Annotated in this window: 10 protein-coding genes; 8 read left to right on the top strand and 2 right to left on the bottom strand. The window is 63.1% G+C overall.

All coding sequences use genetic code 11. The annotated features are described in order from the left end of the window. Positions 1-99: 99 nt before the first annotated feature. On the top strand, positions 100-855 hold the full coding sequence (locus DVB37_RS09730) for an SDR family oxidoreductase (protein ID WP_120154852.1): 756 nt from the start codon (positions 100-102) through the stop codon (positions 853-855). A gap of 695 nt (positions 856-1,550) precedes the next feature. Beyond that, positions 1,551-2,435 (top strand): crotonase/enoyl-CoA hydratase family protein, encoded by an 885-nt coding sequence (locus DVB37_RS09725; RefSeq protein ID WP_104144890.1) that lies wholly within the window; start codon positions 1,551-1,553, stop codon positions 2,433-2,435. Between the two features lie 49 nt (positions 2,436-2,484). Here DVB37_RS09725 and pdeR read toward each other — a convergent pair whose 3' ends face one another. Together pdeR and DVB37_RS09715 are read right to left on the bottom strand one after the other, a co-directional pair. Beyond that, the gene (gene pdeR / locus DVB37_RS09720; RefSeq protein WP_120154850.1) at positions 2,485-4,482 is read right to left on the bottom strand and encodes a cyclic di-GMP phosphodiesterase; all 1,998 of its coding nucleotides are present in this window, start codon (positions 4,480-4,482) and stop codon (positions 2,485-2,487) included. 311 nt (positions 4,483-4,793) lie between these two features. Further along, complete coding sequence (locus DVB37_RS09715; RefSeq protein ID WP_104144889.1) at positions 4,794-5,789, bottom strand: tripartite tricarboxylate transporter substrate binding protein; 996 nt, start codon at positions 5,787-5,789, stop codon at positions 4,794-4,796. A gap of 221 nt (positions 5,790-6,010) precedes the next feature. On the opposite strand from DVB37_RS09715, the gene DVB37_RS09710 reads away from it, so the two are divergent. The 6 genes from DVB37_RS09710 (at position 6,011) to DVB37_RS09685 (ending at position 15,668) form a co-directional block, all read left to right on the top strand. Continuing rightward, positions 6,011-7,786, top strand: a complete 1,776-nt coding sequence (locus tag DVB37_RS09710) for an IlvD/Edd family dehydratase (RefSeq protein WP_162941188.1) — start codon at positions 6,011-6,013, stop codon at positions 7,784-7,786. An 80-nt stretch (positions 7,787-7,866) separates the two neighbouring features. After that, a complete protein-coding gene (locus DVB37_RS09705; protein WP_162941187.1) occupies positions 7,867-8,550 on the top strand; it encodes a GntR family transcriptional regulator in 684 nt (227 codons plus the stop codon). 287 nt (positions 8,551-8,837) lie between these two features. Continuing rightward, positions 8,838-10,949 (top strand): type VI secretion system Vgr family protein, encoded by a 2,112-nt coding sequence (locus DVB37_RS09700; RefSeq protein WP_120154848.1) that lies wholly within the window; start codon positions 8,838-8,840, stop codon positions 10,947-10,949. Further along, complete coding sequence (locus DVB37_RS09695; protein WP_162941186.1) at positions 10,886-11,842, top strand: DUF4123 domain-containing protein; 957 nt, start codon at positions 10,886-10,888, stop codon at positions 11,840-11,842. Before DVB37_RS09700 ends, DVB37_RS09695 begins: the two co-directional genes overlap by 64 nt. Then, entirely contained in the window at positions 11,839-14,553 is a 2,715-nt protein-coding gene (locus DVB37_RS09690; protein WP_162941185.1) for a T6SS effector BTH_I2691 family protein, read from the top strand. The genes DVB37_RS09695 and DVB37_RS09690 overlap by 4 nt, the downstream gene beginning before the upstream one ends. After that, on the top strand, positions 14,553-15,668 hold the full coding sequence (locus DVB37_RS09685) for a hypothetical protein (protein WP_120154842.1): 1,116 nt from the start codon (positions 14,553-14,555) through the stop codon (positions 15,666-15,668). Before DVB37_RS09690 ends, DVB37_RS09685 begins: the two co-directional genes overlap by 1 nt. The last annotated feature ends 56 nt before the right edge of the window (positions 15,669-15,724 follow it).

The following is a 15,724-nucleotide window of genomic DNA, read 5'->3' as shown; positions in this document are numbered from 1 at the left end:
ATCGGGTAATTATTTTCGGTTTGGAATAGTTCATGATTCGTCTCAAGCCGTACGCCCTGCGGCCTGCGCCCTACGCCCTTTTTGAACCGGAGATTCCCAATGAACAAGCAAGCCCCCGAACAAGCATCGCAACGCGTCGCCCTGGTTACTGGCGGGTCGCGCGGCATTGGCGCCGCCATCGTGCGCCGCCTGGCCGCCGACGGGTACGCCGTGGCCGTCAACTATGCCTCCAGCGCGGCGCACGCCGACACCCTGGTCAGCGAGATTCGCCAGGCCGGCGGACGCGCGTTGGCGGTGCAGGCGGACGTGGCGCGCGCCGACCAGGTGCGCGCGATGTACGACAAAGTGGAAGCCGAGCTGGGCACAGTACACGCGCTGGTCAATTGCGCCGGGGTGTTGATGGTGCAGCCGCTGGCGGAAACCACCGACGAGGCCTACGACCAGACGTTCGACATCAACACGCGCGGCACCTTCAACACGCTGCGCGAAGCCGCCACGCGGTTGGCGGACGGCGGCAGCGTCATCAACGTGTCCAGCACCACCGTGGCAACCAACCTGCCGGGTTACGCCATCTACATCGCCAGCAAGGCGGCAGTCGAAAGCCTGACGCGCGTGTTCTCCAAAGAACTGCGCGGCCGCCGCATCACGGTCAACGCCGTGGCCCCCGGCCCCGTTGCCACCGAGCTGTTCCTGAAAGGCAAAAGCCCCGAATTGATCGAGCACTTTGCCAAGATGCCGCCGCTGGAACGGCTGGGCCAGCCGGACGACATTTCAGGCATCGTGTCGTTCCTGGCCGGCCCGGATAGCGGCTGGATCAACGGGCAGGTGCTGCGCGCCAACGGCGGGCTGGCATAGCGATGCACCGGCGCGGGCGGGTGGTCAGGCGCGTGCATCGTCATGATGCGCGCGCCGATATATGGCCGCCCTGCCCCGCGCCAACCGTGCCTTTTCAGAACAGTGCCTTTCAGAACCGACACTGCGCGGTCGCGACCGTCGGCCGGCTTGTAGGTCAGGAACGCGCTGCCGTTGCGCCGCGCCACGTTGCTGACGCGGTTTCTGCACATTTTCGACCTTGCGCCGTCTGGGCTAGGGCCTGCGGCAAGGCGGATGACAGGGCTAAGGCAAGTGCCCAGGACAGGCGGCGGGGATAAACGGCGGATACATCGCAAAGCCCTTGTTCGATTCAGGTTGACGAAAGCCGATGCTGTCGAGCATCGATTTCATTTACCAATAAGAATTATTTTCCGTTGCCCAAAGGCAACCAGCTCATCCGTCTGCATGACGCACGACGCCGACACGCCCCCGCCCCGCACCGCCCGGAACGTCGCGAATTTGCGAGCTTGCTCATCCGTTGCGGCGATGCGGGCCCTCGCCCGTGAGGGCGAGACCAACCATGCGTTGTTGTGGATTTTGCTTTCTTCACTCGGGAGTTCGACCTACGGCCAAGTCTGGCCAGCCGGACGAGATTTGCATGAGACGGCACCCGGAAGGTCTGGTTTAGGCTGACCCGGCAGTACTCCGACTCACCTTGATCGATTGGACGAAAGCAAATGAATCAACTCATTCATACAGACTGCCATCCCTTCACCGCCGCGGGAAACATGAAGCAGATATCCGCCTTTTATGAGGAGGGACGCCGAGTCATGTGGATGATGCTGCGTGCGCAACCGCGGCCGTGCTTCAACCACGAACTTATCGACGAAATCATGACCCTGGCGCGCGCCGCCAAGGACTCCGGGCTGCCGATCGACTTCTGGGTCACGGGCTCGCTGGTGCCGCAGATCTACAACGTGGGCGGCGACCTGAACTTCTTTGCCGAGGCCATCCGCACCGGCAAGCGCGAAGCGCTGCGTGCCTACGCCCGAGCCTGCGTGGACTGCGTACACGCCGCCTCGCGCGGTTTCGACACGGGCGCGATCTCGCTGGCCATGATCGAAGGCACGGCGCTTGGCGGTGGCTTTGAAGCCGCGCTGGCGCACCACTTTGTGCTGGCGCAGAACAATGCGCGCATGGGCTTTCCAGAAATGGCGTTCAACCTGTTCCCGGGCATGGGTGGCTATTCGCTGGTGGCGCGCCGGTCCGGTATGAAGCTGGCCGAAGAGCTGATCAGTTCGGGCGAATCGCACACGGCGGAATGGTTCCACGGCAAGGGGCTGGTGGACACGCTGTTCGAGCCGGGCGAGGCGTATCGCGCCACCCGCACGTTCATCGATGTGATGCGACCCAAGCTGAACGGCATGCGCGCCATGTTGCGCGCCCGCCAGCGCGTGCTGAACCTGTCGCGTTCCGAATTGATGGACATTACCGAAGACTGGGTCGAAGCCGCATTCTCGATTGACCCGAAGGACCGTGCCTACATGGAACGCCTGGTGCTGGCGCAGAACCGTCGCAGCGCCGTCAGCAGCGACGCCGCGCAGGAAGCCACCATGCACTAAGCGCGGCTGCCCACGGACCCAGCAAGCCTGCCCCTCGGCGCGGGCAGCATCAGGCGATCAGATGCAGCCGGCGCCGTTGGGCCAGCCAGGTGACGAATTCGGACGCGGGCATGGGCTTGGCGTACAGATAGCCCTGCTTGGCGTCCACGCCCAGCGTGTCCAGGAAACCGGCCTCTTCGGCGGTTTCCACGCCTTCGGCGATCACCTTCAGTTCCAGCGTGCGCGCCACCGCCACGATGGCGCGGGCCAAGGCCTGCGACACCGGGTTTTCGTTCACGCCGCGCACAAAGCTGGCGTCCAGCTTGATGGCATCAAGCGGTATGCGCGCCAGCTGCGACAGCGACGAATAGCCCGTGCCGAAGTCGTCCAGGTGCACGCGCGCGCCCAGTTGCCGGAACTGCTTGATCAGGTCGATGGCGGCGCCCTCGTCTTCGATCAGGCAGCTTTCGGTAAGCTCGATATCCAGCATGCACGGGTCCAGCCCCGCGTCGCCGATCGCGCGCATGAAGTCGCTGACCACGCCCTTGTCATCCAGCTGGCGGGCCGACATGTTGATGGCGATGCGAATGTTCAAGCCGTCGCGTTTCCACGCCGCGGCCTGACGCGCCGCTTCGCGCATCACCCACACGCCCAACGGCGAGATCAGGCCGGATTCCTCGGCGTAAGGGATGAAGGTGCCCGGGCAGACCATGCCGCGCTCGGGCGAGCGCCAGCGCAGCAAGGCTTCAACGCTGTGCACTTCGCCGGTGCGGCCGACCAGCTTGGGCTGGTAGTACAGCATCAGATGATTTTCGGCCAAGGCCTTGCGCAGGTTGGTGTCCAGCCACACGTAGTCGGCGTTGCGCCGGTCCATGTCGGGTTGGAACACACGGTAGGTGTGGCGCCCCGCTTCCTTGGCCACGTACATGGCGATGTCGGCGCTGCGCACCACGCTGTCCAGATCGGCGCCGTGGTCCGGGTACATCGCGATACCGATCGAGCAGCTGGTGTAGACCTCGATCAGGCCTTGCCGGAAGGGCTCGCGCAAGCGTTCGATGATGCGCTCGGCGGTGGATTCCAGTTCCCAGGCCTGCGCCTGTTCCTGCAACACGATGAACTCGTCGCCCCCCAGCCGGGCCAGCGTCTGGCCGGGTGACAGGCAGGTGGAAATCGCCACCGATACGGCCTTGAGCAGGCGGTCGCCAAAGCCATGGCCGTAGTGGTCGTTGATACGCTTGAAGTTATCCAGGTCCAGGAACAGCACGCCGCCACGCCCCTCCTGCCCCGCCGCCAACGCCGCCTTCAGGCGCGCGGTGATCGCGTGGCGGTTGGGCAGGTTGGTCAGCATGTCGGTGTTGGCCAGCACGCGCAGGCGTTCCTGCGCCGCGCGTTCTTCGGTGATGTCGGTGCCCGAGCAGATCAGGTAGACGCGTTTTTCACCGCTGCCGCTGGTGACGAATTTATTGCGGAACAGGAACAGGCGCGGACCCTTGACCGTGTTGATCAGGCGTTCCACTTCGTAGGACTGGCCGCGCTTGTAGAACTCGGCGATATTGCGACGCGAGGCAATGGCCTCTTCGCGCGTCATGAACATTTCGAACACGCTGCGTCCGACGATGTCCTGTTCGCGCTTGCCCGTGTATTCCTCGCTAAGCTTGTTAAAGCGCTGCACGCGGCCGTTCTGGTCCACGATGACGATCACCGAATTGGCCTCGGACACCACGGTTTCGGCAAACGACAAGCCTTCGACCAGGTCCTTGGCCACCGATTCAGTATCGGAATGGGCGGACGCGGTACCGGCCCATTCATTCGGATTGATCTTGCGGCCCACCAGGTGCAGGCGCAGCACGTCGCCATACAGGGCGATGTCGATGCGCACGCTGGAGGTAATGCCCGTCATCGTTCGAATAATGTCAGCCTGATCCGGCCTGAGCGCCATCGCGACATTCGTCGCCCCCTTGATGGCGGCCAATTCCATGGCGTCGCTATCGGCCGACAAGCGCCAATAAGGGCTGTGCGTACCGAAGTGCGTGTACAGGATCGACTTTTCGTCTTGATTCTCTGTCATCGTGGTATCCCCCCACTGTCCTAGGCTGGACCGCAAAGAACATTACGGCCTAGTCCGAACAGGGTCAATACCCGGGTGCAGCGCACAAATCCTGTATTGCGAATTATTGCATCGGCTTTTCCGGCGGCACGGCGCACGAAGGACTTCCCGCCCGGAATTAATGCGTGCTTGCCCCCTTCCACGAACGTGTTGTTGCGCGAGGCCGGGTGGCGTTGCACAAAAAATTTCGCCGAAGATTCGCGAGAATCTTCGGCGTGCGATCAAAAACAATAAGGCGACACCAGGTCAATGTCCCGGTCTATGAAGCGGGATCAGTCCCCCTTCACACCTGCCTCGTCGATGACCTTGGTCCAGCGGGCCAGTTCGGCCGAGATCCGGGCCCCGGCATCGGCCGGCGTGGTCCAGGTGGCGATGGCGCCCTGGTTCAGCAACGAGGCCTGCACCTGCGGCTTGGCCAGGATCTTCTTCAGTTCGCCATTCAGACGGTCGATGACCGGCGCCGGCGTATTGGCGGGCGCGACGATGCCGAACATGGAACTGACTTCGAAGTCCTTCAAGCCGGCTTCAGCGGCGGTCGGCACGTCGGGCAGCGCGTCCACGCGCTTGGGCGAGGTCACCGCCAACGCGCGCAGCTTGCCCGCCTTGATGTTGGCCTGCGCGGCGGGCACGGTTTCGATCATGCTCAGCACCTGCCCGCCCATCAGGTCGGTCATGGCGGGGCCGCTGCCCTTGTACGGCACGTGCAGGATGTCGACGCCCGCCGTGCGCTTGAACATTTCGCCGGCCAGATGCTGCGGCGATCCGTTACCGGCCGAGGCCATGGTGATGTAGCCGGGCTTGGACTTGGCCAGCGCGATGAATTCGGACAGCGTCTTGGCCTGCACCGACGGGTTCACCACGAACACCAGCGGCACGGTGCCCACGATGGACACCGGCGCAAAGCTCTTTTCCACGTCATACGTGACGCGGCCGCGATACAGCGCGGCATTGATGGAGTGGCTGGTCAGCGCGCCCATCAGCAGCGTGTAGCCGTCGGGTTGCGCCTTGGCAACCTGGTCCGCGCCGATGTTGCCCGCCGCGCCCGCGCGGTTTTCCACGATGACCGATTGGCCCAGCGCGCCCGTCAGTTCCTGCGCCAGCACGCGGCCGATCACGTCGGTGGCGCCTCCGGGCGGGTACGGCACGATCAGGCGGATGGGCTTGTCGGGATAGGCATCGGCGGACAGAGCCGGGGCGGACACGCCGGCGCACAGAGCCAGCAGGGAAAACAGGACGGCACGGCGCGGCCGCAGACGCAGGTCTGACATATAGGTCTCTCCAGCCGGGATGAGTATAGGAATGGACGGACGCCCGGCTCGTCAACCGCGCCAGTGTAGGAGCCGAAACTTGATTGAAGAATCAGAATTTTTCTATCGACTGATCGGGAATAACGATCAATATTCGTCAGCGCGAAAACCGCTTGCAGCAGCTTTCAAAGGCTGGCTATGATCTTGGACCTGGATTATCAATAATATTATCGGGACTGAAAATGACGGACGAGACCAAGGGCGCCAAGCCCGTGATGGGCCCTTTTGACAGCGACAGCGCCACCGCGCAGGGCGTGGCGCGCGGGCTCACCAACTACGGCGACAAGGGTTTCTCGCTGTTCTTGCGCAAGGCCTTCATCAAGGGCGCCGGCCTGTCGGATGACGCACTGGCTCGTCCCATCATCGGCATCGTCAACACGGGCAGCAGCTACAACCCGTGCCACGGCAACGCGCCGCAACTGATCGAAGCCGTCAAGCGCGGCGTCATGCTGGCGGGCGGCCTGCCGATGGACTTCCCGACCATCTCGGTGCACGAAAGCTTCTCGCAGCCCACCAGCATGTACCTGCGCAACCTGATGTCGATGGACACCGAGGAAATGATCCGCGCGCAGCCCATGGACGCCGTGGTGCTGATCGGCGGTTGCGACAAGACCGTGCCCGCGCAGCTGATGGGCGCGGCCTCGGCCGGCGTGCCCGCCATTCAATTGGTCACGGGGTCGATGCTGACTGGCTCGCACCGTGGCGAAAGGGTCGGCGCCTGCACCGACTGCCGCCGCTACTGGGGCCGCTACCGCGCCGACGAGATCGACGCGCCGGAAATCGCCGACGTCAACAATCAGCTGGTGGCCAGTGTGGGCACCTGTTCCGTAATGGGCACGGCCAGCACCATGGCCTGCATCACCGAAGCGCTGGGCATGATGGTGGCGGGCGGCGCGTCGGCCCCCGCCGTGACCGCCGACCGCGTGCGCGTGGCGGAACGCACCGGCGCCACCGCCGTGGCCATGGCCGCATCGCGCCTGACGCCCGACCAGATCATCAACGGCAAGTCCATCGAAAACGCCTTGCGCGTGCTGCTGTCGATCGGCGGGTCCACCAACGGCATCGTGCACCTGACCGCCATCGCCGGCCGCCTGGGTATCGACATCGACCTGGCCGGGCTGGACCGCATCAGCCGCGAAACCCCCGTGCTGGTCGACCTGAAGCCGTCGGGCCAGCACTATATGGAAGACTTCCACGACGCCGGCGGCATGCTGGCGCTGCTGCGCGAGTTGCGTCCATTCCTGCACCTGGACGTGATGACGGTATCCGGCCGCACGCTGGGCCAGGAACTGGATGACGCGCCCGCGCCCTTCAAGCAGGACGTGATCCGCACGGCGGCTGCCCCCATCTACCCCGTGGGCGGCTTGGCCGTGCTGCGCGGCAACCTGGCCCCGGGCGGCGCCATCATCAAGCAGTCGGCCGCCAACCCCAAGCTGATGGAACACGAAGGCCGCGCCGTGGTGTTCGAAGACGCCGAGGACATGGCGCGCCGCATCGACGACGACGCGCTGGACGTGACCGCTGACGACATCCTGGTGCTCAAGCGCATTGGGCCCACCGGCGCGCCGGGCATGCCGGAAGCCGGCTACATGCCGATCCCCAAAAAGCTGGCGCGCGCCGGCGTCAAAGACATGGTGCGCATTTCGGACGGCCGCATGAGCGGCACGGCGGCCGGCACCATCGTGTTGCACGTCACGCCCGAATCCGCGATCGGCGGCCCGCTGGCTTACGTGCAAAATGGCGACCGCATCCGCCTGTCGGTGGCCAACCGCGAAATTGCGCTGCTGGTGGACGATGCCGAACTGGCGCGCCGCGCGGCGGAAAAGCCCATCACCCGGCCCACCGCCGACCGAGGCTACCGCAAGCTGTTCCTGCAAACCGTAACGCAGGCCGACCAGGGCGTGGATTTCGACTTCCTGCGCGCTGGTGTTACGCATGACACCGTGCCGAAGAAATAAGTGGGCCCGGCGTCAATTACCTGGCTTGAAACCCCTGGCGTAGATCGCCGTAAAGCAAACCGACCCGGCAACCTTCCGACATGAACGCCATCACGCCCGACGCCCTGCAAGCAGAGGCCCCCGACGCCACGCAATCCGCGGTGGCAGCCCTGGAAGAAGACATCGTCTTCGGCCGGCTGCACCCGCGCGAACGCCTGACCGAAGACGAGCTGATGGCGCGCTTTTCCATGAAGCGCCATGCGGTGCGCCAGGTGCTCACCGAGCTGGAACTGTTGGGCGTGGTCGAAAAAAAGCGCAATGTCGGCGCCGTGGTGCGGACATTTTCCGCACGTGAAGTCATGGAGCTGTACGCGTTGCGCGAGGTGCTGGAAGTCCACGCCGCCAGCCAGATGCCGCTACCCATTCCCGAAGCGCGGCTGGCGGCTTTGATCACGGTCCAACGCGAACACGACGCCGCCGTGGCCGACGGCGACGCACGCCGCGTGTTCCGCAGCAACCAACGCTTTCACCGCGAATTCTTCGGCCTGCTGGACAACGCGGTGCTGGGCCAGGCCATCGAGGAATACGCCCGCCGCACCCACCCGATCCGCTTCGGCACCCTGGTCGCCGCCGGCCCTCGCGAACGCGCCAGACAAGAACACTGGGCCATGATCCACGCACTGCGCGACGGCGACCGCGAGGCCCTGATGACAGTCTGCCGGGACCATTTGCTGCCCTCGCGCGATGCGTATCTGGCGTCGGAACAAACGCGGCTGCGGGCGTGATGCGCGCCGCAGGCAGGGCCGATGCGGCAAAAGCCCCGGGTTCGGCCAGGACCCACGGCCTGACTGTTACCCAATTTGGCGACTCGCATCGCAAGCCCTCGTTGAATATACGGATAAGAAGCCTATCCATGATGCCCAAGGGTAAGGTTCAGAAGCCAGTCCTCTGACTTTCCTATTCGCCCTATAGCCACTGTCTGAAAGGCAAAGCGCTTTTCATAATCTTCCTATAGCCCTGCCCCGGCGATGTGGTCGACCATGTCGGCATCTCGCGTCCCGGGGGGGCTATCGTGACTCATCTGTGCGACCTGCGCTTTACCTTTGGCGTCGTTGGCGGCTTGGATTTCGAGCTTGTCGAGTTCACGTTTGACGAGGCGCTTTCCGAACCGTTTCGCCTGGAGCTGGAACTGGCCAGCACCGATGCGTCGATCGACTTTGCCCGAATCCTGGATCAACCCGCGCTGCTGACCATTTGGCGCGACGATGCCCCGTTGCGGTACATCCACGGCGTCGTGTCCCGTTTCGAACAAGGCACGACCGGCTTTCGCCGCACGCGCTACCGCGCCACCGTGGAACCGCAGCTGGCCCGCGCGGGCCTGTGTTCCGATTGGCGCATCTTCCAGCACCTGTCCGTGCCCGAGATTCTGCAAAGCGTCCTGAAAGAGCACGGCATCCTTGATTACGAGCAGACGATCACGCACGAGCACCTGACACGTGAATACTGCGTGCAGGCCGGCGACACGGACCTGCACTTTGTTGAACGTCTGGCCCGAGAAGAAGGATTCTTCTACGCCTTTCACCACCACGCCAAGGGTCACCGGCTGATACACAGCGACCGCCTGCACATACACGGCCGTATCGACGGGGATCCCGTGCTTTATCAACCGGCACCCGGGGGTGCCCAAACTGAACCCGCGCTGCGCCGGTTCTCTTATGCCGAACAGGTCCGTACCGCCCGGCAAACCCAGCGCGACTACACCTACACCCATCCGCGATACGCCCAGGAACACAGTCACGACGGCAGCGACCTGCAACATCAGCACGCCCATTACGAACGCTACGACTACCGCGGTCGCTACAAGCGCGACGAAGCGGGCAAACCCTACACAGAAAACCGGTTGCGCGGCCTGCGGCGTGACGCGCGCGTCGCAACTGTCGAGGGCGACGACCCTCGTCTGGAGCCAGGACTTTCGTTCGAACTGGTCGGCCATCCGCGCAACGACTTGAACCAAGGCTGGCGTCCGATACGCATGCGCCATCATGGCGTCCAGCACACCAGCCAACAAGAAGACGGCGCCGATGCGCAACGCGGCACGCAATACCGCTACACCGCGGAACTCGTGTCAAAGCACGCCGAATGGCGAGCCGAGCCGTTGCCCAAGCCTCGGATCGACGGGCCGCAGGTCGCCACGGTGACGGGCCCCGCGGGCGAGGAGATCTATTGCGACAACTACGGACGGGTCAAGGTGCAATTCCCCTGGGACCGCCTGGGCAATCATGACGAGCACAGCTCATGCTGGATCCGGGTATCGCAAAACTGGGCGGGCGCCACGTGGGGTCACATGGCAATACCCAGGATCGGACAGGAAGTCATCGTGAACTATCTGGACGGCGATGCGGACCAGCCGGTCATCACCGGCAGAACGCACATGGCGCTGCAGCTGCCGCCGTATGAGCTGCCCCGCCACAAGACACGCATGACGATCAAGAGCCAGACCCACAAGGGCCAGGGCTACAACGAACTGCGATTTGAAGATGAGCGGGACCAAGAAGAGATATACGTCCACGCGCAGAAGGACCAGAACATTCACGTCAACCACGACGAGAACACGTTTGTCGGCCATGACCGCAGCGAAAAAGTGGAAAACGACGAAACCATCGTGATCGGCCATGACCGCGAGGAAACGGTGGGCAACGATGAACGCGCCGACATTGGCCGGGATCGCCGGCACCGGATCGGCCAGGACGAGGTGCTGGAAGTCATACGGGACCACAGCATCATCACTGGCAAGGACCGAACAGACGAAGTGGGGAACAATCGTCGCGACAAGACGTTTTCCCATCACTGGATCGAAACCGGCGGCCACCTCGAACACCGGATTCAAGGGCATCACCGCATCGAAGCCGGACAGGCGATTGAACGCGCCACCACCGTCTACCGCCTTCAAACCCGCGAGCGGATCGTATTGCAAAGCCCCGGTGGCTCGATCACGCTTGATGAAGGCGGCATCACGCTGGACGGTGTCGCCGTCAATATCAAGGGCCCGCTTAATCAGCGAGGCTCGGGCGCGGGCGTCGCGCTCAACATTGACGGCACGCCAAACGCCGACGAACCCATTTGCCTAAGCTGCTGGCTCAAAGCGGCGAAAGAGCGCACCGCGCTGATGAAGGTGAGCCCATGATTCCGTCCCAACTGCAACGGGCTCTGGCGGAAGACATACACGGCGCACCGCCCGGGCACGCGCGCTATTCGATGGTGTTGATCGATATGGCGGCGTTATCCGACGCGCAACGCGACAAGGTCCACCGCGACATGGCTGGCATGCTCCATCCGCTGTTGCTGGACCCTGAGTTCGCGGTCTTACGGCCGCTGGGCGCGATGCTGGCTGGCCCGGGCGAAGGCGGTCTTTCTTCGCTGAACGGTTTGGTATCCATAGCAAGCCCCTACGACACCGACATCGCCCAAGCCTGGATCACCAGCACCCTCAGTCCGGCCGACCTGGCCGTCCATTTAAGCCAGGCCAGCTTCGCGGTCGATCAAAACGGCGAACGTTACCTGCTGCGCTTCTACGACCCGTTGATCACCCCCGTTTTGCACAGGCAAGCCGACGCTGCCTGGGTAGACGGCGTGTTTGCGCCCATCATTTCATGGTGGTTTACCGGTGCCGATCTCAAGCATCCGCAATGGCACCGCATTCCGGGCGGTGCAAATGCCCAATGCCGTCCGCCCACGCCCCTGGTGTTGACGGAGGCGCTGTGGACGGCCCTGGCGGCGGATCCGCTTGAGCACCGCTTGCTTGACGCGCTCGAACGAGCCTCGGCTGACCTGTTCTCTTCCTCGTGCCGTGGGGTGCGTTTGGCGCATATTCGGACCCACCTTGCGTCGGCCCATCAGATCGGGCTGCGCCGCCATGACGATTTGATCGCCTTCGTATTCACGGCCTTGTCGCGGCCGGCCGCCAGCCTTCAGGCCGACCGCGCATGGCAGCAGGCGCTGCAGCATGCCGTCGCTGGCGGAACACCCCTAGCCGTCGCCACCTCGATCCCTACTCCGCGCAACAGGACTTCCCGATGACGATGCCGACCCTTGAATCCCTGGTGCCGGAAATTCTCCGCATCGCTGATCAGACGCGCTGCGACGCGGGCCCCAGCGCCGTGGTCGCGTGCAAGAGCGAAGTGGCCATCCTGCCCCTGCGCTATGCCGTTGTGACCGACGCCGGCCCGGACCTGGATACCTTGGCGCCTGCGCTACCGCCCCACCTTGGCGCCGATTTTCCGCCGCTACAGGGCAAGCACGCGCGCTATGCCGTACGCACGATGCGCAGAGGATATCTGTACCTGTTCACGAAGCGCTACATGAAGGACTGGTTCTGCGAAAGTGCCTATCGCACCTATGACACCGGTCTGTTCAAGCGTGTCTTTCCCTATGCGCCCCAGCACCACGCTCTTGAGCCGATTCATGAACCCACAGCCCGTGTGCACGATCTGCACGGCCCGGCCGAAAGCGGCCCCGGTGCCTGGACCGTGTGCCTGAAAGCCCCCGAAGACATCGAAGAACTTCGCGCGCTGTTCACGCCCGATCCCTTGACCAAGCGCATGCTGGACTTGATATCCAGCTTCAGCCCGCTACGCAATCAACTACAAAACTTCGATATCCGGAAGCTGCTGATGTCGTGCTCGCGTACGCCGGACGTGCTGGACCCCAGCATCATCGACGACACGCTGGCGGACGCCATCGCGCAAGAGGAGCCTGACACCGCGTCGGTCCCGGCAGGCCAGCTTTATTCCGATCCCGAGAACCGCTACGCGCGCCAAATCGTCGCCCTGGATCTGAAGGAAAGCGCACGCCGTGCTCGCGGCTTTGGCATCGTGCTGCACGACGCCATCGGGATCACGCAGCAGCTCAATAGCTGGCGCAACGACGCCTATGAAGCCGTGCAGCGGTACTTGGACAAGAAGGACGGCAAAGGCGTTGAGAACCAGCGCAAGGTCTTGGTGGCCCAGGCGTTTACCGACGTCAAGCAGCAGTTCGAAACCCGCTCGGCGGCGCTGGAAGCCCAACATTTCATCGATATCGAGCGCGCCAGGGTTTACGACCCCGGCATGGCGATGGGCCGTAACTGGGTCTTGAACGACGACGAGCGTGAACGCTGGGACAGCGCCGCAGACCAATACATCACCCAGTTCGAAGACGCGATGCGCGCCAAGATGCAGGCGAAGCTGGACAGCGGTGAGTACCGGCGCAGGTTCGACAGCAAGTATCTGTCTCCGGCAAAACCGGGGCAGGCGCTGCGCGTGGCAGACATGGACGTGGAGTTAACGACGTTCGACGCCGTGTCGGCGGCCGCCGAAAACGTCGGCGCCAAGCGCGCCAAGGATCACGAACGATGGCTCACCAGCGAACAACTGCTGAGCGCGCTGGACGTCTACGACGACCGGGATCTGACCAGCGGCTGGCGCTTTGCGGGCCAGACGGGCTTGTGCGTGCTGGGCGCGGACGGGTGCGCAAGCACGGCGGATCTGATCGAACAATGGTGGACGGGAAACCCGACCGACCGCGCCAACCTGGCGATGCGCGGCTTTGCGCTGAACCAAACAGAGATTCAGGCGGAATTGCAACGCACGCTGGACGCGGCGCGCCTTCAAGCGCAAACCCAGGCGCGTGATCCTATTCTGTCTAACGACAGAATGATCCAGCAGGTTCAGGCCGGGTTCGTCGCCGTTCAACATCTGGCTGATCTATTCGACAAGGCGAACGGATTGTTCGAAGCCTTGTCAGCCGCAGGCGAAACGAACCTGGCGGGTGGCGCCCTGGCTTGGTACTCCAGCCTGGGCCGCCAATCCCTGCGCTACGGCTCGACCGGCAAGGAATGGGCCTTCCATGGCATCACCCGAAGCTGGCTGGCGGCCAGCGTCAGCAAGCGGGCCACGAACTTGCGTATCGACGAACTGACCAAACTAGGGCGTAGCGCGGATCCCAAGCAGTTGCGTGCACAGATTGGCCGGAACACCAGATTCGCATTTGCCACCGAACTTGTGGACGCCCATCGCAGCGACTTTTACAAGCTGCGCGCCAGCAGTTGGTTGCTGTTCTTTGAAGCGGCGTTGATTGCAATGCGGGTGCGGGATATGCCGGACGATGAACGCGGCGCGGGGGAGTTGATCGCCCATGGGTTGCTTGCAGGTGCTGCGGGGACGGAAATACTGGCGGCCGGGACGGAGTTGGTATTGCAGCATTACAGCGCCGCCAGCGTCACCGGTACGGGAGCGACGGTCTTTCTGGGGCAGCTGAAGCTGGTCGGTGGCGCGTTGGTGGCGGTGGGTGGGGTGGTGTTGATGGGGTATGACCTCAAGGATGGCCTGGGAGCATTGAAAAAAACCAAGCATGAGTTGGCATTTGCCCATTACCTTAGATTCCTGGCCGCTATTGCGATGGTGGGCAGCCAATCCAGCATTGCCTTCGCCGCCGCCGGTCCGATGCTGAAGATCCTGGCAGAGCGAGGAGGAAAATCATACGCGTTGACCTCGCTCCTTCTCGTGGCGGCAAGGGCTTCCTCATTTCTGGGAAGGCCCGCCATGCTCGCACTATTGCGTAGTCTGCTTCTGCGCAGCACGTTGATTGGGATTGCCGCCACCTTGGCTATAGCCGTTTTTGATGACGACGCGCTAGAAAAATGGTGCAAGCGCTCTACCTATCGCGGCGTCGAGTACCAAGGCAACAGCCCGCACAACGCACTGGAGAATGAGTTAGCCGATTTGTACAGCGCCTTGCTGGAGATAATCTGATGTACCTGATGGAATGGATTTTGTGGCTTTCCGTCATCAAATCCGATGCCTGGCTGCAGGAACAGGCGGATGAGAATCCGAACGACCTTGCCAGCAGGCCTTTGGAACCGGTTTATGAGGATCTACTCGTCGCGGAATATGCACGATTGCGTGCCGCGCGATCTGACCACGCCGAATCCAGAAGCCCGGTATATGCCTGCGACAATACCATCCTCGAGATGCGTTGCGGCGCTATGGAAGAAAAGCGGGGATTCATGACTCTCATGTCCGCGTTTTTCTTTTGGCCCACTCTCGTCGCCATCGAGGGCATTCCTATACTTTTTACTGAGCCAAACGCTGGCCACTGGAGTATCAGCAAGGCGGCCGTTTTGCTTCTTCTTGTCGTAATGAGCGCAGCATCGCTCTACGTCTACTTCAAATACCTCTTCCGCTTCACCCGCCTGGAATCCCTTACGTCCCGCCACCTGCTCATCCGATTCAACCGCATCACCCGCCAGGTCTACCTGCACCGCCCCCCCAGTTGCGGCGGTATCGCCGTGCTGCCCTGGGATGACATTCATCACGATGCAGTCCCCGGCGTGAACCTTGTCGTTGGCTGGTACCCGCCCTATTCCCCGCTGCCTTTTCCCAACATGGTTTTCGTCGGCAAGAAGAGCGTCAGCGAATTCGAGATGAAAGCCGAATGGGAGTACATCCGCCGCTACATGGATGAAGGCGGTCTGGATGCGGTATCCCCGCCGCGCCTGAGTTCGCACCTGCCTTTGCCTTGGCCCGCCTTCGCGGCGCAGTTTGAGGCGTTGGGTCCGTACCTGCGTCACAGCGGCCCGTTGACCTGGCTTGGAATGCTATTGATATCTCCGGCCCTGATGGTTATCGGCCTGGGGCATTGGATGTCGCTCATGTTGTGCTGGCGTCCGCGTTGGCCAAAGATCATTCGGGAAGCCGGCTTGCCCGGCAAGCCGACCCCGCCGTTGACCACTATCGACGACTACCCGCCGGAGGTTCGTGCGGCGCTGCTGGAAAACGCACATCGATGGGTCGTGCGACCGGGTTCGCCGCCACCACGACCCAAGCGATTTTCCTTCAAGGGAAGCTGGGAGAACCGCAAGCGCTGACTGCCAGTCGCTTGCCGCTAACGACCAGCAGCCGACGTTGACGCGGCCCCATGTGT

The organism is Achromobacter sp. B7 (assembly GCF_003600685.1).
GTDB classification, from domain to species: domain Bacteria; phylum Pseudomonadota; class Gammaproteobacteria; order Burkholderiales; family Burkholderiaceae_B; genus Achromobacter; species Achromobacter spanius_B.
The sequence above is the reverse complement of the archived record's forward strand: the minus strand, read 5'-3'. Positions and strand labels throughout refer to the sequence as shown.